Source organism: Mangrovihabitans endophyticus (assembly GCF_014646155.1).
Taxonomy (GTDB): domain Bacteria; phylum Actinomycetota; class Actinomycetes; order Mycobacteriales; family Micromonosporaceae; genus Actinoplanes; species Actinoplanes endophyticus.
This window is the reverse complement of the sequence record NZ_BMMX01000031.1, coordinates 1-23,012: the sequence shown is the minus strand read 5'-3', so window position 1 is coordinate 23,012 and position 23,012 is coordinate 1. Positions and strand designations below refer to the sequence as shown.

The 23,012-nt window shown below is 69.2% G+C and carries 20 protein-coding genes; 13 read left to right on the top strand and 7 right to left on the bottom strand.

Annotated elements, in window-relative coordinates:
• Nucleotides 1–30 precede the first annotated feature (30 nt).
• Nucleotides 31–2,037, top strand: a complete 2,007-nt coding sequence (ftsH, locus tag IEY73_RS24715; protein ID WP_189081704.1) for an ATP-dependent zinc metalloprotease FtsH — start codon at nt 31–33, stop codon at nt 2,035–2,037.
• Nucleotides 2,038–2,301: 264 nt separating this feature from the next.
• On the opposite strand, the gene IEY73_RS24710 is transcribed toward ftsH, so the two are convergent.
• Nucleotides 2,302–2,607, bottom strand: a complete 306-nt coding sequence (locus IEY73_RS24710; protein ID WP_189081703.1) for a hypothetical protein — start codon at nt 2,605–2,607, stop codon at nt 2,302–2,304.
• Between the two features lie 137 nt (nt 2,608–2,744).
• On the opposite strand from IEY73_RS24710, the gene IEY73_RS24705 reads away from it, so the two are divergent.
• Genes IEY73_RS24705 through arfA form a run of 4 tightly spaced genes read left to right on the top strand, consistent with a single transcriptional unit; the run spans nt 2,745 to nt 7,387 of the window.
• Nucleotides 2,745–4,106, top strand: a complete 1,362-nt coding sequence (locus tag IEY73_RS24705) for an extracellular solute-binding protein (protein WP_189081702.1) — start codon at nt 2,745–2,747, stop codon at nt 4,104–4,106.
• Entirely contained in the window at nt 4,103–5,044 is a 942-nt protein-coding gene (locus tag IEY73_RS24700; protein WP_189081701.1) for a carbohydrate ABC transporter permease, read from the top strand. The genes IEY73_RS24705 and IEY73_RS24700 overlap by 4 nt, the downstream gene beginning before the upstream one ends.
• Before the next feature lies 1 nt (nt 5,045).
• Nucleotides 5,046–5,891 carry a carbohydrate ABC transporter permease gene (locus IEY73_RS24695; protein ID WP_189081700.1) on the top strand — a complete coding sequence of 282 codons (846 nt, stop codon included), beginning with the start codon at nt 5,046–5,048 and terminating at the stop codon, nt 5,889–5,891.
• 2 nt (nt 5,892–5,893) lie between these two features.
• Complete coding sequence (gene arfA, locus IEY73_RS24690; protein WP_189081699.1) at nt 5,894–7,387, top strand: arabinosylfuranosidase ArfA; 1,494 nt, start codon at nt 5,894–5,896, stop codon at nt 7,385–7,387.
• A gap of 56 nt (nt 7,388–7,443) precedes the next feature.
• Here the strand turns inward: arfA and IEY73_RS24685 are convergent, their stop codons facing one another.
• Nucleotides 7,444–8,433, bottom strand: coding sequence for a LysR family transcriptional regulator (locus tag IEY73_RS24685; protein WP_189081698.1), 990 nt, complete (start codon nt 8,431–8,433; stop codon nt 7,444–7,446).
• 709 nt (nt 8,434–9,142) lie between these two features.
• Between IEY73_RS24685 and IEY73_RS24680 the strand changes: the two genes are divergently transcribed.
• Both IEY73_RS24680 and IEY73_RS24675 read left to right on the top strand, forming a co-directional pair.
• The gene (locus IEY73_RS24680; RefSeq protein WP_189081697.1) at nt 9,143–9,715 is read left to right on the top strand and encodes an RNA polymerase sigma factor; all 573 of its coding nucleotides are present in this window, start codon (nt 9,143–9,145) and stop codon (nt 9,713–9,715) included.
• Between the two features lie 10 nt (nt 9,716–9,725).
• Nucleotides 9,726–10,292, top strand: coding sequence for a hypothetical protein (locus tag IEY73_RS24675; protein ID WP_189081696.1), 567 nt, complete (start codon nt 9,726–9,728; stop codon nt 10,290–10,292).
• A 100-nt stretch (nt 10,293–10,392) separates the two neighbouring features.
• On the opposite strand, the gene IEY73_RS24670 is transcribed toward IEY73_RS24675, so the two are convergent.
• On the bottom strand, nt 10,393–13,503 hold the full coding sequence (locus IEY73_RS24670; RefSeq protein ID WP_189081695.1) for a GH92 family glycosyl hydrolase: 3,111 nt from the start codon (nt 13,501–13,503) through the stop codon (nt 10,393–10,395).
• A 433-nt stretch (nt 13,504–13,936) separates the two neighbouring features.
• Between IEY73_RS24670 and IEY73_RS24665 the strand changes: the two genes are divergently transcribed.
• The gene (locus IEY73_RS24665) at nt 13,937–14,632 is read left to right on the top strand and encodes a hypothetical protein (protein ID WP_189081694.1); all 696 of its coding nucleotides are present in this window, start codon (nt 13,937–13,939) and stop codon (nt 14,630–14,632) included.
• Between the two features lie 55 nt (nt 14,633–14,687).
• On the opposite strand, the gene IEY73_RS24660 is transcribed toward IEY73_RS24665, so the two are convergent.
• The gene (locus tag IEY73_RS24660; RefSeq protein ID WP_229716122.1) at nt 14,688–15,263 is read right to left on the bottom strand and encodes a TIGR03086 family metal-binding protein; all 576 of its coding nucleotides are present in this window, start codon (nt 15,261–15,263) and stop codon (nt 14,688–14,690) included.
• A 291-nt stretch (nt 15,264–15,554) separates the two neighbouring features.
• On the opposite strand from IEY73_RS24660, the gene IEY73_RS24655 reads away from it, so the two are divergent.
• Together IEY73_RS24655 and IEY73_RS24650 are read left to right on the top strand one after the other, a co-directional pair.
• Nucleotides 15,555–16,583, top strand: coding sequence for an SDR family oxidoreductase (locus tag IEY73_RS24655; RefSeq protein ID WP_189081692.1), 1,029 nt, complete (start codon nt 15,555–15,557; stop codon nt 16,581–16,583).
• Between the two features lie 54 nt (nt 16,584–16,637).
• Complete coding sequence (locus IEY73_RS24650; RefSeq protein ID WP_229716121.1) at nt 16,638–17,486, top strand: MmyB family transcriptional regulator; 849 nt, start codon at nt 16,638–16,640, stop codon at nt 17,484–17,486.
• Here IEY73_RS24650 and IEY73_RS24645 read toward each other — a convergent pair.
• From IEY73_RS24645 to IEY73_RS24635, 3 genes are all read right to left on the bottom strand, one after another.
• Nucleotides 17,477–17,797 (bottom strand): nuclear transport factor 2 family protein, encoded by a 321-nt coding sequence (locus tag IEY73_RS24645; protein WP_268240484.1) that lies wholly within the window; start codon nt 17,795–17,797, stop codon nt 17,477–17,479. The two genes, IEY73_RS24650 and IEY73_RS24645, sit on opposite strands and share 10 nt — an antisense overlap.
• A 381-nt stretch (nt 17,798–18,178) precedes the next feature.
• Entirely contained in the window at nt 18,179–19,084 is a 906-nt protein-coding gene (locus tag IEY73_RS24640; protein ID WP_229716120.1) for a hypothetical protein, read from the bottom strand.
• 586 nt (nt 19,085–19,670) lie between these two features.
• Entirely contained in the window at nt 19,671–19,934 is a 264-nt protein-coding gene (locus IEY73_RS24635) for an alpha/beta fold hydrolase domain-containing protein (RefSeq protein WP_189081690.1), read from the bottom strand.
• 6 nt (nt 19,935–19,940) lie between these two features.
• Here IEY73_RS24635 and IEY73_RS24630 point away from each other — a divergent pair, with 6 nt between their 5' ends.
• From IEY73_RS24630 to IEY73_RS24620, 3 genes are all read left to right on the top strand, one after another.
• The gene (locus tag IEY73_RS24630; protein WP_189081689.1) at nt 19,941–20,375 is read left to right on the top strand and encodes a helix-turn-helix domain-containing protein; all 435 of its coding nucleotides are present in this window, start codon (nt 19,941–19,943) and stop codon (nt 20,373–20,375) included.
• A gap of 237 nt (nt 20,376–20,612) precedes the next feature.
• Nucleotides 20,613–22,412: a ricin-type beta-trefoil lectin domain protein gene (locus IEY73_RS24625; protein WP_194505942.1), complete on the top strand. Its 1,800-nt coding sequence runs from the start codon at nt 20,613–20,615 to the stop codon at nt 22,410–22,412.
• Between the two features lie 83 nt (nt 22,413–22,495).
• Nucleotides 22,496–22,927: an NUDIX hydrolase gene (locus IEY73_RS24620; RefSeq protein ID WP_189081687.1), complete on the top strand. Its 432-nt coding sequence runs from the start codon at nt 22,496–22,498 to the stop codon at nt 22,925–22,927.
• The last annotated feature ends 85 nt before the right edge of the window (nt 22,928–23,012 follow it).

The following is a 23,012-nucleotide window of genomic DNA, read 5'->3' as shown; positions in this document are numbered from 1 at the left end:
CGTCCCCCGTACGGGGGTACCGTCGCGCTCATGACCTCTCCAGGGCGCAGCCCGGCCGGGCGTGACGACGACAAGCCCACACCGTGGCGGGTCGAGGGCGGCCGTCCGCCGCAGGGGCCGAAACGCCCGGCCTGGCTGCGCTTCGGATGGATGCTCCTGGTGCTGTTGGCGATCAACTGGATCGTGTCGTCGTTCCTGCTCGCGCCGGCGCCGCGGACCACCGTGTCGTACACGTTCTTCCTGCAGCAGTTGACCGCCGCCAACGTCGCCGAGATCACCTCCACCGGGGACACCATCGAGGGCGAGTTCAGCAAGCAGGTCACCTACAAGCCCGCCGACGACGGCGACAGCGAGAAGGTCGACAGGTTCACCACCCAGCGGCCCTCCTTCGCGGCCGACAACCTGCTCGCCGCGTTGCAGGCCAAGGGCGTGCCGGTGAACGCGAACCCGCCGGACGCGCCCGCGCCGGTCTGGCAGCAGGTGCTGCTCGGCTTCGGCCCCACGCTGCTGCTGGTCGGCCTGCTGATCTGGTTCCTGCGCCGCAGCGCCGCCGCGGCGGCCGGCGGCGGCATCGGTGGATTCGGCCGCAGCCGGGCCAAGCTCTATCAACCCGATCAGGGCCCGCGCACCACGTTCGCCGACGTCGCCGGGATCGAGGAGGTGGAACAGGAGGTCACCGAGATCGTCGACTTCCTGCGCGACCAGGAACGCTACCGCCGCCTCGGTGCGCAGATCCCGCACGGCGTGCTGCTGTCCGGCCCGCCCGGCACCGGCAAGACGCTGCTCGCCCGCGCGGTGGCCGGCGAGGCCGAGGTGCCGTTCTTCTCGATGTCCGCGTCCGAGTTCATCGAGATGATCGTGGGTGTCGGCGCCAGTCGCGTACGCGACCTGTTCGAGCAGGCCAAGAAGGTCGCCCCGGCGATCATCTTCATCGACGAGCTGGACGCCATCGGCCGCGCCCGCGGCGGCGCGCAGAGCATCGGCGGCAGCGACGAACGCGAGCAGACCCTGAACCAGATCCTCACCGAGATGGACGGTTTCACCGGCAGCGAAGGCGTGGTCGTGCTGGCCGCCACCAACCGGGCCGAGATCCTCGACCAGGCGTTGCTGCGGCCGGGCCGGTTCGACCGGCGCGTCACGGTGAGCCCGCCCGACCTCGCCGGCCGGCAGCAGATCCTCGCCGTGCACACCCGCGGCGTACCGGTCGCCCCGGACGTCAACCTGCAGAACGTGGCCGCGGCCACCCCGGGCATGGTGGGCGCGGATTTGAAGAACCTGGTCAACGAGGCGGCGTTGCTGGCCGCGCGGCGGCGCCGCGACACCGTCGGCCAGGCCGACTTCTCCGACGCCCTGGAGAAGATCGTGCTCGGCACGGTACGCGGCATCATGCTGACCCCGCAGGAGAAGCGGCGCACCGCCTTCCACGAGTCCGGGCACGCGCTGCTGGGCATGCTCACGCCCGGCGCCGACCCGGTTCGCAAGATCTCCATCATTCCGCGCGGGCAGGCGCTCGGCGTCACCTTCCAGAGCCCGGAGGAGGACCGGTACGGATACTCCGCCCGCTACCTGCGCGGCCGGATCATCGGCGCGCTGGGCGGCCGGGCCGCCGAGGAGGTGGTCTTCGGGGAGATGACCACCGGCGCGGAGAACGACCTGGACCAGGTCAACACCATCGCCCGGCAGATGGTCGGCCGCTGGGGCATGAGCGATGCGATCGGGCCGGTCACGGTGCTGCCGCCGCCGGGCAGCGAATCCCCGCTGGGGCTGGACGGCGTGGCCCCGGCCACCAAGGAGCTCGTGGACCGCGAGGTCCGCGCCATCGTCGAGGAGTGTTACGCCGCGGCCCTGCGGTTGCTGCGCGACCATCGCGAACAACTCGACGCGTTGGCGACCACCCTGTTGGAGACCGAGACCCTGGACGAGGACGCGGCGTACGCGGCGGCGGGCATCGCGCGCGACGCGGCGCCGGGTGCGGTGGCCCGCGGCGAGGCGCCGGGTACGGACCACCGGCCGGGCGTGCCGGTGTCCGCGGACTGAGCATCCCCGCGAGAATGGCGTAGCCCGAGCTGGACCGAGGAGCAGGACCGCGGCCGCTCGTTCGCCGCGGCGACCGCGGACCTGACCGCGCGGTTCCCGCACTACGCGGAGGCGATCGCCGCGTACTGGGATCGCTGGCCGGAAATGCTCGGCGGGCCGATGCCCGGGGCCGCCGCCCGTGTCGGGATGACCGCGGTGCGGTTCACCGACGAGCCGTCACTGCGCGCGTTGCTGCGTTCGCTGATGCTCCTGCACCGGTGACGATCAGTGCGCGGCGTTGCGGTCCGCGGCGGCCCAGGACACCGCGGCGGTCAGCGCCGAGACGGCCAGCACGGCCGGCCACGAGCCGATGCGCTTGGCCAGCGGGTGTGACAGCCCGAACGCGCCGACGTAGGTCGCGACGAGCGCCGCCGTGGTGGCCGGGCTGGTGCGCCGGGCCCACTCGCGGCCCGCGAGCGCGCCACCGGCGGCCAGCACGGCGCCGCCCAGCGGACGGATGCCGGTGCGGCGGGCGAGCTGCCATCCGCCGATCAGGGACCCGGCGGTGATCGCCGCGGTGGGAACAGCCATGACGCGACCGTACACCGCGGGACCGCCGGACCCTCGCGCGGTCGCCGGGCGTGCTTCGCGTTTCGCGTTCGTGTCTTCGCGTCTTCGCGGGTCTGCACCGGTGGACCGGGCCGCGCCGCCGCGGGCAAGCTCCGACCATGAGCGACTTCACCGGTTCCGGCGCGGGCCTGCGCCGCCGGGATCTGCTGCGCGGCGCCGCCGGGCTGGGTGCGGGCGCCGTCCTGGCCGGATGCTCGGCCCCGGTGCTCAGCGGGCTCGGCACGGGCCGTGAATCCGCCGGCTCGCTGGATTTCTGGAACCTCTTCGGCGGCGGCGACGGCGTGCGGATGACCGAGATGCTGGACGGTTTCCGTGCCGCCCATCCCGGCACCGACCTGAAGGCCGTCACGCTGGCCTGGGGGAATCCGTACTACACCAAGCTGTCCCTGGCCACCCTCGGCGCGAAACCGCCGGATGTGGCCGTCGCCCACCTGACCCGGGCGAAGACGCTCATCGCCTCGGGTCTGCTGGAACAGTTGCCCCTCGACGAACTGGCCCGGTCCGGCATCACGCCGGACAAACTGGACCCGACCGCGTGGCGGGCGGGGCTGGTGGACGGCAAGGCGTACGCGATCCCGTTGGACACCCACCCGTTCGTCATGTTCTACAACACCGACGTCTGCGAGAAGGCGGGCCTGCTGGACTCCGCCGGCAAGCTCACCTCGTTGGACAGTGCGGAGAAGTTCACCGACGCGATGCGCCGGGCCAAGCAGGTGACCAAGACGTACGGCGGCGTCGTGTCGATCAACGGTGACTCAGCCACCCCGTGGCGGATCTTCCAGTCGCTGTACAGCCAGCTCGGCGGGCAGATGCTGGCCGACGACGGCGCGCAGGTGGTGATCGACCGGGGCAAGGCGATGCGGGTGCTGACCTTCCTGCGCTCGTTGACGTCCTCCGGCCTGGTGCCCGGCGGCATCGACTATCAGGGCGCGATCGCCACGTTCGCCAACGGCCAGGCCGGCTTCTACTTCCAGGGCGAGTGGGAGATATCCACCTTCCAGACCGCGGAGATGCCGTTCTCCATGACGTTGTTCCCCAACGTGTTCGGCGGCGGCCGGTACGCCGTGCAGGCCGACTCGCACACGCTGGTGATCCCCAAGCAGCCGGACACCGATCCGGAACGCCGCGACCGCTCGCTGACGCTGATCAAGTCGCTGCTGGATCAGAGCAAGACCTGGGCGCAGGGCGGTCACATCCCGGCCTGGCTGCCGTTCCGCAACAGCGCCGCCTACCGGGCGATGACCCCGAACTCCGCGTACGCCGCGGCGGCGCAGGGCGCGGTCTACGACCCGCAGGGGTGGTACTCCGGGTCCGGTTCGAACTTCGAAATCGTCACCAGTAACGCGGTGGCCACGGTGCTCGGCGGCCAGCAGCAGCCCGGTGCCGCGCTCGCCCAGATGCGCGACCAGCTTCTCGACCTGGCCGGCACACCGTCACCGATCGAGGGAGGTGCGCGGTGAGCACCACGCAGACCGCCGTACGCCCGGCCGCGGGGGCGTCGCAGCCCACGCCCCGCCCGGCCCGTGCGGACCGGCACGGCCTGCCCGCGGCCGGTTTCCTGGCCCCGTTCCTGACGCTGTATCTGCTGTTCATTCTCGGGCCCGCGGCGTACGGGCTGGTGATGAGCTTCTTCGACGCCAGCCTGGTGCAGTCCGGGCTCGGCGCCTTCGCCGGGTTCGGCAACTACGCGGAGGCGTTGCGCAGCGCCGATTTCTGGTCGTCGCTGTGGCACACCCTGTGGTTCACCATCCTGACCACGCCGCCGCTGATCGTGTTGGCCCTGGCCTTCGCGCTGCTCGCCGACCGGGCCGCGCGCGGGCGCTGGTTCTTCCGGCTTGCGTTCTTCATGCCGTACATCCTGCCGTCGGCGGTGGTGGCGCTGATCTGGATGTTCCTCTACACGCCGGAGCTGGGCCTGCTGCAGAACATGCTCGGCCACATCGGCATCACGGCGCCGAACTGGCTGGGCGACCCGGACTGGGCGATGCCGTCGCTGGCGCTGACCACGCTGTGGTGGACGCTCGGCTTCAACTTCGTGCTCTATCTGGCCGGGCTGCAGGAGATTCCCCGCGACCTGTACGAGGCGTCGGCGATCGACGGCGCCGGGCCGTGGCAGCAGATCCGCCGCATCACCGTGCCGCTGCTCGGGCGTACCACCACGCTTGTCGCGGTGCTGCAGGTGATCGCCTCGCTGAAGGTGTTCGACCAGATGTACATCATGACCTCCGGCGGGCCGAACTTCGCCACCCGGTCACTCATCGAGTACGTCTACGACGAGGGCTTCACCAACTACCGCATCGGTTACGCCGCCGCGGTGTCGATGCTGTTCTTCCTCGTGGTGCTGACGGTGTCCGCGATCTGGTTCCGGATCGTGCGGCGCGGGCAGAAGGAGATCTGAGATGGCCGTGGACCTCGCCGCGCGCGTGGAGACGCGCACGAAGCTGTTCAACCGTGTCTGTCTCGGCGTGCTGATCGCTTTCGCGGTGCTGTGGATCGGGCCGGTGGCCTGGGCGCTGGACACGGCGCTGAAGCCGAACGCGGAGACCACCCGCACCACCTGGCTGATCGACAACCCGACCTTCGACGCGTTCGGCCGCATCCTCAACGAGACCGACATCCTGCGCTGGTTCGGCTCCAGCCTGGTCATCGCGTGCCTCACCGCGACCGGGACGGTCTTCACCGCGAGCCTGGCCGGGTTCGCCCTGTCCCGCCTGCGGTTCCGGTTCCGGCGGGTGCTGTTCTGGGGCATTCTGGCCGGCATCATGATCCCGCCGCAGGTGCTCATCGTGCCGCAGTTCCGCGAGTTCGACTCGCTGCATCTGCTGAACACGTTCTGGGCGGTGAGCCTGCCGCAGATTCCCACCGCGGTCGCGGTCTTCATCTTCCTGCAGTTCTTCGACGGCCTGCCCCGCGAGCTGGAGGAGGTCGCCCGGATGGACGGGGCGAACTTCTGGCGGATCTACCGGCGGATCGTCATGCCGTTGGCCCGGCCGGCCATCTCCGCGGTGGCCATCTTCGCGTTCGTCACCTCCTGGAACGACCTGCTGTGGCCGCTGGTGGTGCTGAGCAACCCGGACATCATGACCATTCCGGTCGGCTTGGCCACCGTGCAGGGCACCTTCGGCATCCGGTACGCCGACACCATGGCTTCGGCGATCCTGGGCGCCATCCCGCTGGTCGCCGTCTTCCTGCTGTTCCAGCGCAACATCGTCGAGGGCATCGCCGGCACCGGCCTGAAGGGATGACCATGCTGACCGCTGCACTGACCGTGGACCCGGCCTACCGCGTCGGGGAGGTGGACCCCCGGCTGTTCGGCTCGTTCGTCGAACACATGGGGCGGTGTGTCTACACCGGCATCTTCGAGCCGGGACACCCCACCGCCGACGCGGACGGGTTCCGTGGCGACGTCGCGGATCTGGTGCGCGAGCTCGGCGTGCCGATCGTGCGCTACCCCGGCGGCAACTTCGTCTCCGGATACCGCTGGGAGGACGGCATCGGCCCGGTGGACCAGCGCCCGGCGCGGCTGGACCTGGCGTGGCGTTCCATCGAGCCGAACCGGGTGGGCGTGGACGAGTTCCACCGCTGGGCGGCCACCGTGGGCACCGGCACGATGATGGCGGTGAACCTGGGCACCCGGGGCATCGACGCCGCCCGCGCCCTGGTCGAATACTGCAACCTGGCCTCCGGCACATACTGGTCGGATCTGCGCCGCCGCAACGGCAGCGCGCAGCCGTACGGGGTGAAAGTCTGGTGTCTGGGCAATGAGATGGACGGCCCCTGGCAGATCGGCCACAAGACCGCCGTCGAGTACGCGCGTCTGGCGCACGAGACCGGCAAGGCGATGCGCCAGGTGGACCCGTCGATCGAGTTGGTTGCGTGCGGCAGTTCCAGCCTCGACATGCCCACCTTCGGCACCTGGGAGTCGACGGTGCTCTCGGAGGCGTACGACGTGGTCGACTACGTCTCCATGCACGGCTACTACCAGCAGCACGGCGACGACCGGGACAGCTTCCTGGCCGCCGCGACGGGCATGGACCGGTTCATCGACGCGGTGGTCGCCACCGCCGACCACGTGCGTGCGGTGGGCCGGCACCGCAAGCGCATCGACATCTCGTTCGACGAGTGGAACGTCTGGTACCAGAGCCGGTTCGCCGCCGAGACGAACCTGGAGGTCGCCGCCACGCCGCGACTGATCGAGGACGTCTACTCGGTCACCGACGCGGTGGTGGTCGGCAACCTGCTGATCAGCCTGCTGCGGCACGCCGACCGGGTACGCATCGGCTGCCAGGCCCAGTTGGTCAACGTGATCGCCTCGATCATGACCGAGCCGGGCGGTCCGGCGTGGCGGCAAGCCATCTTCCACCCGTACGCGTTGACGTCGCGGCACGCCCGCGGCACCGTGCTGCAGGTGCCGGTGCGGTCCCCGATGCACGAGACCGCGGCGTTCGGTGAGGTGCCGCTGCTGGACGCGGTGGCGGTGGCCGGCGACGACGGCCCGGTGCTGTTCGCGGTGAACCGGCATCAGCACGAGCCGATGAGCCTGGACGCGGACCTGCGCGGGTTCGGCGGGTTGACGTCGGCGGCGCACACCGCGCTGGCGGACGACGACCCGGAGGCGGTCAACGACCGGTTGCATCCCGACCGGGTGCAGCCGCGCCGGCTCGACGATCCGAAACTGGACGGCGGCCGGATGCTGGCGGTGCTGCCCCCGATGTCCTGGAACATGATCCGGCTCAGTTAAGGGCCGCGACCTTCGCCGGCATACCGGGTCTGCCCGCCGTGCCGGCCGGCTGGCCGTCAGCCGGCCAGCTCGGCGGTGCGGGCGCGCCAGCCGTTGTCCGCCGACAACCGCCGGGCCACCGACACCATCGCCACCGCGTGCCGCGACGGCTGCTGCGCCCGCCACAGCAGCGACCACGGATAGCGCGGCACCGGGGAGGCCAGCGGTCGCCACACCACGCCCGGGGCGGTGGTCACGGCGCTGGCCGGCACGCACAGCACGCAGCAGCCCCGCGCGACCAGGTCGACGGCGGCGCGCGGGTCCTGCACCGTGCCGGGGAACGTCCGCGGGAAGAACCCCGCGCCGCGGCACACCTCGGCGACGAACGCGTTCAGCTCGGGTGCTCGGTCCTCGTCGGCGAACAGCAGCGTCTCCTCGGCCAGCGCCGCCACGGTCGCCGTCGGGCGCCCGGCCATCGGGTGGTCCTCGGCCACCAGCACGCCCATCGGATCGAGCCGGAACAATTCGGAGGCGATCGCCGCGGTGGCGCCCGGCGCGCGGCCCACACCGACGTCGAGCCGGCCGTCGGCGAGCAGCCGGCACTGCTCCGGGACGCCCGCGCTGACCTGGTCGACGCGCAGATCCGGGTGCCGGGACCGCAGGGCACGCAACACCGGCCGTACCGCCTCGTACCCTTCTTCCGGCACGCCGACGCGCAGCGCGGGCGGCTCCGAGGCGAGCCCTTGGGCGGCGACCGCCGCCCGGCCGAGGCGGCGCAGGATGTCGCGTACCTCGATGAGGAACCGCGCTCCGGCGGCGGTGAGCTCGACGCGTCGCCCGCCGCGGTCCACCAGCATCACGCCCAGCGCGCGTTCCAGCCGGCGCAGTTGCGAGCTGAGCACCGACGGGGCGATGTGCTCACGTGCCGCCGCCCGGCCGAAATGCAGTTCCTCGGCGACCGCCACGAAGTAGCGCAACTGCCGTAGCTCGATGCGGGCCCCGGCCAGATCGTCGGTGACCCGCACGGGAGGCATCCGGTCACTCGCCGGCGCGGTCCGCTCGTCCATGACGCGTCCTCCTCGCCTCGCCGGTCTGGCGCGCACCGACACACGCATGGCCCGAGCCACCTGCATCGATCACCAGCTATTCGGAGTGTTACCGCTAACATTCCGGCCGTCAAGGTGTCACCACCCGGAAACACGATCACCACAACGGCGCAGCCATGGCGGTGAACCCCTCGCGCTCGGCGTCTTCGTACCCGCGCCCCGCTCACTCCCGCCCGCCGACCGCTCGGCCGAGAACGTCCTTGTTTCGCTACGGCGGACTTGTTCCCGGCTTGGTGATCACAAGGCAGAGTGGCACGGTCAGAGGCCGGTGCTCCTATGCACGCCCGCCACCGCTGGATGCACTGGACAGATGGAACGCCCGGTGACCGATCCGGGCATCGACGTGGAGGGCGGTCCACGATGGCACGAGAAACCCCGGCCAGACAGCGGCCTATCACGCGATCCGGTGATTCCCGGCGCGTGACGGGCGTACTTACCGTGTGCACAGCGGTCACCACGAGCGTGGCCGGAATTTACGCGCTGACCGCGTCGGTGGTGGTCACCACGGTCGCCGCCGGCCTGGTCCTGGGTCTGGTTCTGATCCTTTTCGCACCTCGACAGTGAATCATTTTCAGCCTGGCAGCGAGCCGCCGGTTTCGCACCGCTGGCCAGCGGTGGCAGAGGCCGGCCTCGTCACGGTGACGAGGGTTCAACGATCACCATCGGATCAATGGGGTTTCGGATGGCCGTTTGGCATTTCACCTTGCGCCCAGTTAAGACCTTGCGCCCGGACAGGGCGGAACAAGACCGCCGCCGGATCGACTTCGATGCCTTTTTCAGGGCGCGCTTCACGCAATTCGTGCGGTTTCTCATGATGAGCGAGGCCGCGCAGCGGGAAGACGCCGAGGACGCCGTGGAAGCCGCGATGCTCGACGCGTACCGGAGATGGTCGAGGATCGACAACCCGGAGGCGTGGGTACGACAGGCAGCCCGGCGCATTTACGTACGCGAACGGATGCGTGACCGGGAGCGACGGCGACGATCGCTGATCGCCGAGCAGTTGGCCCATCCGGTCGGAGAGGACTGGACTGACGGCGACGCTTCGATGATCGTGGACTTGGTGCGCCGGCTTCCTCCAGCACAGCGGGAGGTGATCGCTTACACCATGGATTTCTATGGCCCGTCGGACATCGCACAGATTCTCGGTAAGTCCCCGCAGGCGGTGCGCAGCAATCTTCGTGCGGCGCGCCGTCGTCTGGCCGAACTCTATCGAGAGTCGCGAGACGGACACGAGACGCGTTAGAGGGGGTTGCATGAATCAGTTCGAGGACGGACATCCCGTCAGCGGGCTACGAGATGACGACGCCGCTGACAAGGCGCTGGTCGACTCCCTGGTGGACCGCCTTGACCAGGTGATCCGGAACCATAACTCCGACCGTCGCCTGGAGCGGCGTTTGGTCCGGATCAAGAGGTTCGCGCGTCCGGATCGCGGGCGGCTGGTGTTCATGCTGCAACTGCGTTGGCAGTGGCTGCGGTGGGCGATCGACGAGCGGCACCGCCGATGCGCGCTGTCGCGGCTCGACCGGCGCATGCGGTACGCCGCGCCGTACCCGCGGCCCGGCGGGCCGACGCCGAGCCTGGGGCAGATCGCGGCGGACCTCCGGCGGTTGAACGCCCAGCGGCACGGCGGCGTCAGCAGGCAGTCGGTTGCCTGGTCGGCCGCGGTCCTGCGGGCCTATGACCAACGACTGCAGATGGCCTGCCGGTGCCTGGACGTGGAGGAACATCTGACCGTGCTGGAAGGCATCGACCGGGACATCGAACGGGTCCGGGCCGAAGAGCAACTTCGGCGTCGCGGGCTGCATCTGCCCGTGCCGTAACCACCTGACCGGCCACTCCCGAGGGCGGGCCTGCCTGCGGGCGAGGCGCGGGAGGGGCCCGCCGGTGGGCGACGCGGGACCCGTCGCCCACCGGCGGGGGTCAGCCGCGCACCTCCATCTCGTAGATGCGCGCAGCCGTGTCACCGCTGGAGGTCGGCGTGAGCACGGCCAGCCGTAGGTAGCGGGCGTCGGCGTTCAGCGACGTGGTGGTCGAGTCCGCGGTGTTGCCGCGCACCTGCGCACGGGTGGTCCAGGTGTTGCCGTCGTCGGATGTCTGCAGGTCGAAGTCCCGGGTGTTCCAGGCAGGGTATTCGCCGCCCGCGCCCGCGTGACGCAGCAGCACCGATCCGATGTGCTGCCGGCTGCCCAGGTCCACCCGCAGCCATTTGTCGCTGCCCTGCGAGCACCACTTGTCCGCCCAGCCGCCGAGCACGCTGCCGTTGACCGCCTTGTCCGCGCTCTCCGCGGCGCCGCAGGTGGAGTCCGCGGTGGCCGTACGCCGCAATGCCAGGTCGGCCGCCGCCGCCGTGCCGCCGTACACCTCCAGCTCGTAGACGCGGGCCGCGGTGCTGCCGTCGTTGGTCGGCGAGGTGACGCTCAGCCGTACGTACCGGGCGGTCCGCGGCACCACCGGCGCGTACGTGCGGCTGTTGCGCGCCCCGCTGACCGACAGCGCGGTGCTGTACGTGGCGTTGTCGGTGCTCGTGGCGATGGTGTAGGCGCCGGTGTTCCACGCGGTGGTCTCGCCGCCCAGCCCGGCGTGTTTGACCACGAAGCCGGACACCGTCTGCGCCGAGCCGAGGTCGACGGTCAGGGTGGCCGGGTTGGCGGGGGAGCACCACTTGCTGTTGCCGCGGATGGTCTGGTCCACGGCCTTGTCCGGGGACTCCGCGCTGCCGCAGGCGGTGGAGCCGGTGACCGGGCGTCCGGCGGCCAGGTCCGGGCCGAGGTTCGGCTCGGCGGGTGGTTGGGTGGCGCCGTCGGCGAAGCTCGGCGGGACGTCGGAGGCGCCGGTGCCCCACGACGACGGCGATGCGCCCATGGTGACGTTCACCGTGCCGCCACCGCCGATGTCCGCGTAGCGCAGATAGTTGTGGCTGGTGGCGGACCCGTTCACGGACAGCGCCTGCACGTACCGGTTGGTGGCGCTGCCGCCGCTGATCGTGACGTCGCCGCCCGGCCGCCGGATCAGGACCGAGGGGAACAGCCCGCCGTGCACCGCCAGGGTGTCCGCACCCGGGGTCACCGGATACAAGCCCAGCGCCGACCACACGTACCAGGCTGAGGTGGCGCCGAGGTCGTCGTTGCCGGGCAGGCCGCCCGCGCCGGTGGTGTACGACTCCGCCATCACCCGGCGGACGGCGTCGCTGGCGCCGGCCGGCTTACGGGCGAAGTTGTAGGTCCACGGCACGTTGTGTTCCGGCTCGTTGCCGATGTAGAAGTACGGCCGCGACAGCCCGCCGTTGAGTTCGGTGAAGTGGTGGTCCAGCCGCTGGACCGCGGTGGCCGGCCCGCCCATCAGGGTGATCAGCGCGTCCAGGTTGTGCGGGACCATCCAGGTGTACTGCGAGGCATTGCCTTCCACGTACGGGTTCTCCCGTGCCGGGTCCAGCGGCCAGGCGAACGAGCCGTCGCCGTTGCGGGTGTGGATGTACGCCGATTCGCCGTTGAAGATGCTGCGCCAGTATTGCGACCGGGTTGCCGCCGCGGACGCCGATCCGGTGTCGCCGAGCGCGGCGGCGAACCGGGCGATGGCGAAGTCGGATGCGGCGTACTCCAGGGTCTCCGACGGGTTGCCGGGGATGAAGTGGTTGGCGTTGTAGGTGGCGTAGTTGCCGCGCAACACGTATCCCTGGGTGGAGCCGCCGGAGGCGCTCTTGGTCATCAGCGCCAGCGCGGCGGAGGTGTCGAAGCCGCGCACGCCGAACGCGTACGCGCTGGAGACGATGATCGGCCCGGGGTCGCCGGGCATCACGAAGTCCTCGACCGTCTGCTGTGACCACTTCGGTAGCAGGCCGCCCTGCTGGCCGTCCAGCACCATGGACTTGACGATGTCGCTCATCACGTCCGGGGCGATCAGCGAGACCAGGGCCGCCCAGGACCGGTAGATGTCCCAGCCGGAATAGTTCTGGTAGACGGGATGGTTCGCGGTGTGCACCGCGCCGTCGAAGCCGCGGTATTCGCCGTTGGTGTCGCTGGCCAGGTTCGGGTTCTGCTGCACGTGGTACAGCGCGGTGTAGAACTTCTGCAGGTCGGTGCCGCTGCCGCCGCTGACTTGCACCCGGTTGAGGGCGCTGTTCCAGGCCGCGTTCGCGTTCGCCCGTACGGCGCTGAAGGCGCCCGCCTCGTCGGTGGCGTTGTTCTGCGCGTTGGCCACGCTGACGAAGGAGATCCCCACGGTGGCGTTGACCACCTGGTTGCCGGTGGTGTCGAAGGTGACGTACGCGCCGGTGCTGGTGCCGCTGGTGCTGGCCGACCCGGCGCTGACCGTGCCGCCGGCGAACGTGCCGAAGCCGGTGGGGGTGCGGTCGAACAGGATCGAGTAGTAGACGCGGTAGGTGCGGCCGCCGCAGAAGCCGCCCGCGGTGTGCTCGCCCCAGACCCGGTTGCCGGTGATGGTGACGTTGCCGGCCCGGTCGCCGGTGGCCGACCGGGAGTCGTTGATCAGGACGCGGGCCTGAGTGGTGGCGGGGTAGGTGAGATGCAGCGCACCGGTGCGTTTGGTGGCGCTCAGTTCCACGTCCACGCCGTACTTGTCGAGGCGGTTGCGGTAGTAGCCGGGCGCCGCCGCTTCGTTGGACTTGGTGTACGCCGAGGCGTAGCTGGTCCAGTTGCTGCCGGGTGAGGCGCCGATGCCGCCGGTGATCGGCAGGATCGGCAGGTCCTCGTTGTTCGGGCAGCCGGCGCCGTTGAAGTGGGTGAGGCTGAACGACTCGATGGTGCGGTCGGAGTCGCGGTAACCCGACGGTGAGCCGGTCGGGGTGTCCGGGGAGAACTGCACCATGCCGAACGGCACGGTGGCGCCGGGGAAGGTGCTTCCGCCGGCGCCGCCGCCGACGGGGTTGGGGGAGTTGCTGTCGTCGGTGCCGACGAACGGGTTCACGTATCCGGTCAGGTCGAGGTCGGCGGCCGCGGCGGGGGAGACGGCCAGCAGGACGGGGGCGGTGACGGCGAGCAGGATCGCTGCCCACCAGGCGACGAAGCGGCGCATACGGGTGCCATCCGTTCCGAGGGATTTGACAACGTTGTCACAGCGGGGACAGCAATAGACATACGCCAATATCAAGGAAAGTCAATCCCGTGTACCACGTTCGCGCAGTATGTTCCAGGGCAGAAGCCACTGTCACCTGCACATGGCGATGCCCGCCCAGCCGAACGCACTGAACGCGGCATGAGCGCGTATTCCTCAGTCGTTGTCTATCCTCGCCGAGCCCGGGGTGAACCCCGAGTCCAGGTCGGGGGACGTCGCGGGCGTACGCCGGGGTTTCTCACCGATGCGCGCATGAGCGGGCCGGTCATAGTGTTGCGTCCACAATGTCACCGCCCGGTAACGCCAGGTGGGGCAGTGCGCTCCGACTGATGACCATACGAACACCCCGAACCTGCTCGACAACCTCCCATCCGGCTGAACGAAGGCGTAAGAGATGAGATCACCGCAGAACACCGCCGCCACGCTGGCCCGCGACTGGGTCGTTCGGGGGCGGCTCGTCGGCGCCGCGGCGATCGCGTTCATGGTGTCGGTGGCGACAGAGAACGCGGTATTTGCGGTAACGGGCGCGCCGAGCTACGGCGCTCCGATCGGGGAAGTGCTGGCCTACTACGCGGCCAACCACGGCTCGGTCGCGATCGTGTCTGGTCTGGTGGCCCTGTACCTGCCGCTGCTGCTCGTGTTCGTGACCGGTCTGCACGGCCTCGTGGAGCGGCGCGGCGGAGCGGGCGCCGACTGGTCGCTGCTCGCCGTGGCCGCTGGCGCGACGCTGTCGGCCATCTTCGTGCTCGTCAACGTACTGCAGATCGGGCTCGTGCTCTCCGCCGGCGGGCTCGCCGAGCCGACGCCCGCGTTCGAGCTCGTCTGGCAGGTTCACGCGGCGGCGTTCGCGCTGGCGCTGCCGACGCTCGGCACCACCTTCATCGGCGCGGCCCTCGCCGCGCACGCGAGTGGGCTGACTCCGGCTTGGCAGCGTCTGCTGGGCCTGGTGGGCGGGGGCCTGCTGCTCGCCGCGGGGGTCGGCACCCTCGCGATCGCCGACGGCTCGGCGCTGATCTTCGTCGGGCTCCTCGGGTTCGCGGCCTGGCTCGTCTGGCTGCTCGCGACCGGTGTGCGCCTCGTCCGGTCGTGACCGAGATGAGGGCGGCGCCGAGGTCGCGCACGCGGGCGAGGCTCCGTGAAGGGCATCATCGACGGTTTCGTCTGTGGCCGAGGAGGTTCGCGAGCTGCTCGGTCGGCGACGAGTTCACCGCCCCAACGACAGGTTGGTCGTACATCACTCCGCGAAGCCGGTCCGGGATGGCCTCGGCGGCAAAGGCAAGGCAGCGTTCGGCTATGCCGTTCGGAGCCTCGGCGGGTTGGCCGGTGGCAACGGCAAGGTCCCAGCCATGGGTGATCGTCTCGACGGTGAAGCCCCGTGCCGCCTCCACTGCCGTGCACGGTCCCCAGGGGGCGACCAAGTCGTCGTCGGCCTCCAGCGACGACCAGGCGACGTGGATCTGGGCCGTCAAATGCGTGTATGTCGAGGCGAGTTCGGCGTCCGGAATTTCGGTGACCACGTGCGGGATGCCCCGTGTGGGCAGGCGTCGGGCGGTGGCGAGTCCTCGATGCGCGGTGCCGATGAGGTGCCCGAGAAGGTCGCGGACATCGAAGTCATCGCAGGGGGTGGGCCGGCCGAGGGTTTCGCGGGGCACTTCTGCCGTGAGGCGGGCCACCCAGCCGAGGGCATCAAGGTAGTCCTGCCGTTGCCGCGCCAAGGTCACGCGATCACGATAGGGCCGGCCTCGGCCCTTTGCCGCGAGCATGCCCGAGGCTGGGAGTACTGACCGTCACACAGCCATGCCGCCAACCGCGCCCGACCGGCGGCAGATCCGGATGCTCTTGCCGACGAGCGGGCTTGCACCTGAGCCGGCCGGGTGCGCCGTTCTGGTATCCGGCCGGCGATGCCTGGGGGAGGATCGGTGCTGGGGCGGCCGCTGTGCGGAGCCTGACCCTTCTGGGACCAGTATCGAGGGGAACTTCCGGATGCGGGTGGTGGGCCGAAGGATCAGGGCATGACTACGGTACTTGTCACCGGCGGGACCGGTTTTGTGGGCGCGCACGCGGTGGCGCAGTTACTGGATGCCGGGCACACGGTGCGTACGACGATGCGCCATCTGACCCGGCAGGGTGACGTGGAGAAGATGCTCGACGCCGCGCGAGCGCCACACCGTGAGCGCGTCTCCTACTTGGCCGCCGATTTAGGCCGCGACGACGGGTGGGCGCAGGCCGCAGCCGGCGCCGACTACGTGCTGCACATCGCCTCGCCGTTTCCGGGCGCGCCTGTGAAGCATGAGGACGACCTGATCATCCCGGCCCGTGACGGCGCGTTGCGGGTGCTGCGGGCCGCGCGCGACGCGGGCGTGCGCAGGGTGGTGTTGACCTCGTCATTCGCCGCCGTCGGCTACAGCCGGGGCAATACCGATCGGGTCTTCACTGAGGCCGATTGGACCAGGACCGACGAGCCCGGTGTCGCTCCGTACATCAAATCGAAGGCGATCGCCGAACGCGCAGCGTGGGACTTCATCGAGTCTGAAGGTGGCGGCCTCGAGCTGTCGGTGATCAATCCGGTGGGCATCTTCGGCCCGGTTCTCGGCCCCGACTTCTCCCCCTCGATCCAGATCATCAAGACGATGCTCGACGGCGGTATGCGGGCCGCCCCGCCGATGTGGACTCACGTGGTGGACGTGCGTGATGTTGCCGACGCGCACGTCCGTGCGATGACTTCGCCGGTCGCGGCCGGCCAGCGATATCTGGCCCTGGCGGGCGCGCCCCTCTCGTTCGCCGAGATCGGGCGCGTCCTGCACGCGAGTCTCGGCGAGGCCGCCGCAAAGGCGCCTACCCGCGCCGCGCCGGCCTGGTTGATCAAACTCATGGCCCGGTTCAGCCCTCGCCTGACCGAACTCGTCCCACAGCTCAACGTCGTGCGCCGCGCCGACAACACCAAAATCCGTGAGCAGTTGGGCTGGACTCCACGCTCGAACGAGGAAACCGTGACCGCCAGCGCAGAGTCGCTGATCCGCCTCGGCCTGCAAGCCGCCTGAACACGAAGGACTGACCAACGATGGCGAGCACCACGGACACTCTCGGCGAGTTCCTTGTATTACCTGCGCCTGGAACAAGGCCGCGACCTCAACCCGTCCGACCAGATCCTGACCGCCCTCGCCGGCGCGCTGCAGCTCGACGACGATGCGATCGCCTACCTGCACCGGCTCGCCCACCCGACGCCCCGCCCGAAACGGCGCCGCACCCGTACCACCGCGGCAGATGTCCTGCAACCGCTGCTGGACACCTGGCACCACACTCCGGCTTACACGCAGGACGCCACCGGCCAGGTCACCGCCGCCAACCGCCTCGCCGTCGCCCTGTGCCCGTTCTTCACCGTCGGGCAGATCCCCCTGCGGGCAGTCTTTCTCGAACCCGAGATGCGCCGGCTCTACCGCGACTGGAACGACATCACCGCCAAGGCTGTCTCCAGCCTCCGCACGATGCTCACCGGCGACACCGCCGAACCCGAGCTGCTCGAACTCATCGGCGAACTCAGCCTCGCCAGCGACCGCTTCCGCACCCTCTGGGCACGCCGGGAAATCCGCGGACGCACCTCCGGCATCACCCGGTTCGCCCATCCTCTCGCCGGCCCGCTCGAGCTGTACTACGAGAAATTCCTGCAGCCGGAATACCGGCAACTGCTCGTCGTCTATCGCGCGCCGACTCCGGATCGGAAACCGCGGAACGACTCCAGATGCTCGCCAGCCTGTAGCCCTCGCGGCCATCATCGCTCGACGCCGGTCTCGCCGCGCCAGCTCGGCGGCAGATCCGTGTACGTGATCATGGAACGATCAGGCGCGCCAGCGGGAGACACTTCGGTCGTTGACCGGGGCTCACACCGCCGACGCACCCTCAACAACTCGCCGAGACAATGTCCCTTGTCCGACTGTCAGGGGTGAAGCGGCGTCCTGCGAGGAATCACCTTGCGATACGCGATGCGCCATCCGGCCGTTTCGCGGCGTACCACGTCTTCGTAGACGACGCTGCCCACGCTGCCCGAAGCGGAGACGCCGATCCCCTTCGAGCGCACGCGCACCGTGCCGTCCGGATCCTCGGTCACGCAGATGTTGGTGACGTGATGGCCAACGGGGTTCGCGTCGCCCAGCGCCAGGCTGGATTTCTCGATCGCCTCGTACCCGTGCAGCTCGCCCAGCCCGAACGCAGAGACGTCATAGACGACGTCGGCGCAAAACTGTCTCCACCGGCGAATACAACAGTTCGCGACGCATCTTCCTCGGCGAAGTTGGATGTCGGCGGCGGTGAGATCCAGCTACGTCACGTGACGGACGACCCGCAACCGACGCGCAGACCGCGTCATCGGGGTCGACCCGGTACCGCGCCGCACCCGGGATCGGCGCGCTCGCGATACTCCTCAGCGCCGGAGTCGGTCAGCGTGCCGAAGTAGCCGAAGATCACCGCGCGTGGCCCACACACGGGCGCGCCGGAGAGCCCGTGGTGCGAGGGCCTCCGGCGCGGCGGTTCCGTGCGGTGGATCAGGATCCGCGAAGGATCAGGTTGCCGTCGTCCGCGGCGCCGCTCTGCGAGCCGCTTGTTTCGCTGGCGCGTTTGCGGCGCCGCATTCCCCGCGGCTTTATCCCGCTGGCGTCTCGTTCAAACCCAAACCGCGCAGGACGTCATCGCGGTTCGCGTTTCCGCGCAGCGCGGTCAAGGAATTCAAGCGGCCCAGCAAAGTCGTGGAGGATGCGGGGCATTTCAAGTCTTGCATCGCCGACAAGGTCTTTTCAAAACGTTGGATGCGACTTTCAAGGTCCGTTCCACTCGGAAGGTTCGCATTTTGAAGCGCTACCTGCGCGTTCACCTGGGCTTGAGTGGGTGGGCAGCGACCGGGGACGTTTACCCCGGTGGGGCCCACGCGGTCGGCCGTCGCGTTCGGATCGCCCGGGCTGAAACCCAGCTCCGGCACCAAAGCGTTGATGTTACCGGAGCTGTCTCCGGCGTTCCCCGTCGCTCCACCCGCCGCCGCGTCACCGGATCCTGTGGCGGCGGCCTTATCCGCTGGCGTCTCGTTCAAACCCAAACCACGCAGGACGTCATCGCGGTTCGCGTTTCCGCGCAGCGCGGTCAAGGAATTCAAGCGGCCCAGCAAAGTCGTGGAGGATGCGGGGCATTTCAAGTCTTGCATCGCCGACAAGGTCTTTTCAAAACGTTGGATGCGACTTTCAAGGTCCGTTCCACTCGGAAGGTTCGCATTTTGAAGCGCTACCTGCGCGTTCACCTGGGCTTGAGTGGGTGGGCAGCGACCGGGGACGTTTACCCCGGTGGGGCCCACGCGGTCGGCCGTCGCGTTCGGATCGCCCGGGCTGAAACCCAGTGCCGGCACCAAAGCGTTGATGTTACCGGAGCTGGCTCCGACGTTGCCCTGTTCGGCGGCCTGGCTCATCCCCGTGCCGACCGCGAGCGCCGAGCCGAGCAGCGCTGCGGCGGCACCTCCAATCACCAGCTTGCGCGTCCGGCTGCCGACTCCGCGTCGATACATGCACGGCTCCTCTTCGTCTCGGTACTGCTTGTGCCGAGATATACGAGCAATGATGTGGCAGCAGTTCATGACGCTGAGCACGCGTTCCTTAAAGCTTCTTTAACGCGACTCTCGGGGCGTGCATCCGCCAGCACGGCCTCGGGTGCCCAGGTGCGCCTGTTGTCGGGACCTGGTGATTGTTCATGTAGCCCGCTCAGGCGATAGCCGGTCGGTTCGTAGTGGTGTGGGTAGCGCCGTGGTTCGATGGCGCGGCGATCCGCAGGAACTCACCCGGCCCGTATCGCGTCGAGTGGACCATCGACGAAGACCTTGCGTGGGCCAGAACCTCCGCCCTGCGAGCCTCGCCAGACGAGAGAGTCCGCAACGAAGGACAGGATCTGCTTCTGCGGGGCAGATTGAACCTTGCCACTGACAACACCCCGTCGCTTGAGTTAGGCGGCGCGGTAATACTGCTCGACTGGGCCGCACCGCCGCCACTCGACGTGTCCGGCGCTTGGATCGAGCTTCGGACGCACCGAGACCGTGCCGCCCTGTATCCGTGCTAATGGGTTCAACATACGGATCGCGGCAGATCCGGACTAGCGATCTATTGTGGTGGTGACTCCCAGCTCTCTCGGCTGCCGTCTTTTAGGCGCTCGGCGATAAAAGTCCGCCAGCCGGCGACGGCGGCGGGCGGGGTGTGAGTGTGTGAACCGGCCTCCAGACAGAGGTATTTGGTCCGCGAGGCGATCCGATCGAACAGTTCTAGCTGGCCGGCCTCGGGGAAGATCTCATCATCGCGCTGGACGTGCAGCAGCAGCGGGGCCGTGATGCGTGCCGCGTCTCTGGCGACCCGTTGCGGTGCCGCCATGCCCGGGTGCATGGGGGCGCGCTGCTGGTGGCCGCCGACGCGGGCCTGTCCGTGCCCTACATCGCCAACCTGGAAAACGGACGCGGCAACCCGACGCTCTCCGCCGTGAACAGTCTCGCCATCGCGCTGGGCGTGCGCCTGTCCGTGGAACTGGCCGAGAGCGACGAACCGGCACGCGACGCGCCCACGGCCCTGCCCGAGTCGCTGGTGCAGTTCTCGCGGTCCGCCCGGTTCTCCGTCGAGGCTCAGCGGCTGGCAGAGGCCACGCGCGCCCCCGGAACACTGCTACGCGAACGCCTGCTCCACGCCATGGCCGGCATGGCGTCGCTGACGACCCGGCCGCTGTCAGAGCTCGACTGGCACCGCATCCTCGACACCGCGGTGCTGCTCGCCCGCGACACTCACGGGCGTGACGGCACGCCCCGCCCGCCGAGCCCCTGACCCGAACCACACCGTCGTCTGACAGATGTCTCGCGGCGGCAGCCGGCGAAGACTCGGTCCTACCGGCCACCCGGCCGGATGTCGGCGTGTCGTGCATGCCACCGCACCAGCGGAGATGACATGCACCGCCACCGAGCAGGCCCGGCGCCGACGGTCAAACGTCAAGCGGCGAGGAGGCGCACGACGGTGCAGATATCAAGAACAGGCCGGTGGGGCCGATGGTTTCCGCTGGCGCTGGTGGCAGCGCTGGCGGTGAGTTTCGCGGGCGTGGTTGTGGTGGTGACCGACCAGCCGGCGCAGGCGGCGTTGCGAGGCCGCCGGGTCATCACCTACAACCTGCAGGGTTCACGGAGCGGACGAGACAACAAATGGACCACGACCATCGGCCGGTATTACGCCGATGCCGACGTCGTGGCGGTGCAAGAAGCGGGTCCCGATTCACCGGCGCTGGCTTACGGGACCCGGCTGACCCGCTACCAGGGCCGGCAACTGGCCAACGGCGGGGCTGGCCTGCCGCAGGTAGGCCACGCCAACGAGGTGGCATACACCCGGTGGCGCACCGGAAGGAACAGGAACAGCGCTCACGTCTACTTTCTCCAGACCGACCCGAGAGGGGGACGGTACGTCGGTGGCCGCAACAACCTGGCCATCGTGACCCACGAGCCGGCGGTCGCGGTCGCGGCGGTGGCCAACCGGCGGACCCGGACCCATCGCAATGCCCGCGCAACACTCGGCGTGCTGCTCAATGACGGGAACTGGTACTTCAATGTGCACGCCACCGGCGCTGCCGACGACGGGCGGGGGCTGCTGCGAGACATCGCCGCGTTCGTCCGCGGCCGTAACCGCGGCGAGCACTGGGTCGCCCTCGGCGACTACAACCAGGAACCGGACCAGCTCCAGACACCGGCGGGCGCACGGATCTACAACACCGGCCGGGCGACCCACCAGGCGGGCCGTGAACTGGACTACGCGGTCAACTCCACCGACGAGGGCCCGCTACCGACCCGCAGGCTGCCGGGTGCGACAGCCGACCACTACGGGGCCTTCATCGGCACGGTTCAGCTCCCGGAACCGCCCGTGGAGGTCTTCTCCAGCCTCCAGGCGATCGAAAGCATGGACGCCGGGGGTGTGCTCGACGCTAAGGAACACGGCACCTCCAACGGGACGCCGATCGTCAGCTACAAGCGGACCGGCAAGGACAATCAAAGCTGGCTGGTCCAACAGTTCAGCGACATGTCGATGACCTTCCGCGGCCAGGAGAGCGGCCGGTGCATCGACATCACGAACAGCGATCGGAACCCGGGTCCGGGGCGGTCGTTGTCGCTGTGGAAGTGCACCGGGAAGGCGAGCCAGCGCTGGCGTCCGATCTATCTGGACGAACACGGCGAGTACGAACTCCGCAGCCAGCTACGGCCCGACCTGTGCATGAACGTCAGGGGTGAGCAACACGACCCCACCGACGCGAAACGCCTGATCCTGTACAAGTGTGAAAACACCCGCAACGAACGCTGGATCTTCACCCCGGCCTACAAGCCGTCGACCGCGACCGTGCTTCCGACACCTCCCTACCGGTGGATGGACCAGGAGTCGATGAGCCTGGAGACCTTGAACTCCGGCGCCGTGATGGACGTGCTCGGCGAGCGGACGGGCAACAACTCGGCGGTCGGCGTCTACCACCGCACCGGGGGCACGAACCAGGGCTGGGACCTGGGATGGCGCTGGAGCGCGAAGTTCGGCGGACTCATCGTGACGCTGAGCGGGTTGGGCAGTCACCGTTGCCTGGACGTCCCGGGCGGGGCGAGAGTGGTCTCCGGCATGATCCTGGTCATCCACAACTGCTCCAGCGAAACGAGCCAGACCTGGCTTGTCATCCAGGAGGACAATGAGACAGTGAACCTGCTCAACGCCCAGAACCCCAATCTGTGCCTCGACGTCGCCGGCAAGCCCACCACCCCCAACCGGGGTCGGCTGATCGTGTTCCACTGCAACGGCCAGGCCAACCAGAGCTGGATCTTCACGCCGCTCGACCCCGACTGACCGGGCCGCACGGGGACGCCCGGCCGGGCCGCACCAGTCCGGCCGGGCGATCCGCACGCTCACCAGCCCTCGGGAGCCGAACCGTGACCGTCATCGACAAAATCGCCTGGATTCATATCGTCGGCGGTGCGATTCTCAGCACCCGCTCCGCCGGCAAGAACACCTATTACCTTCCGGGCGGCAAACGAGAACCCGGCGAGAGCGACATCGACACGCTCGTCCGCGAAATCCGCGAGGAACTCAGCGTCACGATCATGGCGCACAGCGCCGCCCACACCGGAACGTTCCAGGCGCAAGCCCACGGACACCCGGCCGGCACGGTCGTGCGCATGACCTGCTACACCGCCCACTACCAGGGCGATCTGCAGCCGGCCAGCGAGATCGCGGAAATCGTCTGGCTCACCCACGCCGACCGGAGCCGCGTCTCACCCGTCGACCAGATCATCTTTGATCATCTGCACCGGGCGGCGGAACTACGGTCCGCACCGCAGAATGGACCCGCGTCGATACCCTGATGCGATGGTTGACCGCCGCGCCGGTGCCGTCTGGGCGCTGTTCGCCGTGATCGCAGTGGTCTCCTGCACGCTGGTGTTGCGGCGC